Source organism: Thermus sp., assembly GCF_056332225.1.
In genome coordinates, this window is the sequence record NZ_JBWGQW010000043.1 from 1 (window position 1) to 2,223 (window position 2,223).

The following is a 2,223-nucleotide window of genomic DNA, read 5'->3' on the forward strand; positions in this document are numbered from 1 at the left end:
CACCTGGTGGGGCCCCACGGGGACCTCGGCCCTGCCCTCCCTAAAGCGCCTAAGGAAGAGGTTCCCGTACCCCGCCACCAGGCCAAGCCCCCCGGCGGCCATGAGGCTTCCGTCCAGGCTCTCCTGGAAGGGGAGGGGGAAGCCCAGGGCCCAAGAGGCCAAGAGCCCCAGGAAGAGGAGGCCATAGGTTAGGGGGTCGGGAAGTTCAAAGGTGTCCAGGTCTATGAAGGCGAGGGCCACCAAAAAGGCCAGGAAGAGGAAGACGAGGAAAGCCTCCACCCCCGGGGGATAAAAGAGGCTCGCCAGGAGGAAAAGGCCCCCGGTGAGGGCCTCCACCAGGGGATAGCGGGGGGAGATGGGATGGCCGCAGTAGCGGCACCGCCCCCTTAGGGCGAGGTAGGAGAGGACGGGGACGAGGTCCAAAGGCCCCAGGCGGTGGCCGCAGTGGGGGCAGCGGGAAGGGGGAAAGGCCAGGGACTCCCCCCGGGGGAGGCGGTGGACCACCACGTTGAGGAAGGAGCCCACCGCAAGGCCCAGGACCAGGGCGAAGAGAGGCCACATAGGGGCATTCTACGGGGTGGCCCGGCTTTCACAGCGCTTTGAAAGGTTTGGGTGTAGGATGGCCCCGTGACGCCGGAAACCGCCTACCAGAACCTCCTGGAGTTTCAGAGGGAGACCGCCTACCTGGCCTCTTTGGGCGCCCTCGCCGCCTGGGACCAGCGCACCATGATCCCGAGGAAGGGGCACGAGCACCGGGCGAGGCAGATGGCGGCCCTGGCCCGGCTCCTCCACCAGCGCATGACCGACCCCAGGATCGGGGAGTGGCTTGCGGCGGTGGAGGGAAGCCCCCTGGTGCAGGACCCCCTCTCCGACGCCGCGGTGAATGTGCGGGAGTGGCGCCAGGCCTACGAGAGGACCCGGGCCATCCCCGAGAGGCTCGCCGTGGAGCTCGCCCAGGCGGAAAGCGAGGCGGAGAGCTTCTGGGAGGAGGCGAGGCCCAGGAACGACTGGCAGGGCTTTCTGCCCTACCTTAGGCGGGTCTACGCCCTCACCAAGGAGAAGGCGGAGGTCCTCTTCGCCCTCCCCCCGGCCCCCGGGGACCCGCCCTACGGCGAGCTTTACGACGCCCTCCTGGACGGGTACGAGCCGGGGATGCGGGCCAGGGAGCTCCTTCCCCTCTTCGCCGAGCTCAAGGAGGGCCTGAAGGGGCTCCTTGACCGGATCCTGGGAAGCGGGAAACGGCCCGACACCGCCCTCCTCCACCGCCCTTACCCCGCCGAGGCCCAGAGGCGCTTCGCCCTGGAGCTCCTTGGGGCCTGCGGCTACGACCTCGAGGCCGGCCGCCTGGACCCCACCGCCCACCCCTTTGAGATCTCCATCGGCCCCGGGGACGTGCGCATCACCACCCGCTACTACGAGGACTTCTTCAACGCGGGCATCTTCGGCACCCTCCACGAGATGGGGCACGCCCTCTACGAGCAGGGCCTGCCCAAGGAGCACTGGGGCACCCCGAGGGGGGAGGCGGTCTCCTTGGGGGTCCACGAGTCGCAAAGCCGCACCTGGGAGAACCTGGTGGGCCGCTCCTTGGGCTTTTGGGAGCGCTTCTTCCCCCGGGCCCAGGAGGTCTTCCCGAGCCTGAGGGACGTGCGCCTTCAGGACTTCCACTTCGCCGTCAACGCCGTGGAGCCCTCCCTCATCCGGGTGGAGGCGGACGAGGTCACCTACAACCTCCACATCCTGGTGCGCCTGGAGCTGGAGCTCGCCCTCTTTAGGGGGGAGGTTGCCCTCGAGGACTTCCCCGGGGCTTGGGAGGAGAAGTACCGGGCCTATTTGGGGGTGGCCCCCAGGGACTACAAGGACGGGGTCATGCAGGACGTGCACTGGTCCGGGGGGCTTTTCGGCTACTTCCCCACCTACACCCTGGGCAACCTCTACGCCGCCCAGTTCTTCCAAAAGGCCGAGGCCGAGCTCGGCCCCCTGGAGCCCCTCTTCGCCCGGGGCGACTTCCAGACCTTCCTGGACTGGAGCCGAAAGCGCATCCACGCCGAGGGGAGCCGCTTCCGCCCCAAGGCCCTGGTGGAGCGGGTCACGGGAGAGGCCCCGAGCTCCAGGCCCTTCCTGGACTACCTGGAGCGGAAGTTCGGGGCGCTTTACGCCCTCTAGGCGCCCACGCTTTCAAAGAGGAAAAGCCCCAGCAGGAAGCCCAAGCCCCCCCATGGGCAG

At 68.6% G+C, this 2,223-nt stretch carries 2 protein-coding genes; one reads left to right on the forward strand and one right to left on the reverse strand.

The window, feature by feature from the left end; translation table 11 throughout:
• A partial coding sequence (locus AC01Y6_RS07965) for a prepilin peptidase (RefSeq protein WP_476671020.1) occupies positions 1-561 on the reverse strand: 561 nt, incomplete at its 3' end.
• 66 nt (positions 562-627) lie between these two features.
• Between AC01Y6_RS07965 and AC01Y6_RS07970 the strand changes: the two genes are divergently transcribed.
• Positions 628-2,163, forward strand: coding sequence for a carboxypeptidase M32 (locus tag AC01Y6_RS07970; protein ID WP_476671022.1), 1,536 nt, complete (start codon positions 628-630; stop codon positions 2,161-2,163).
• The last annotated feature ends 60 nt before the right edge of the window (positions 2,164-2,223 follow it).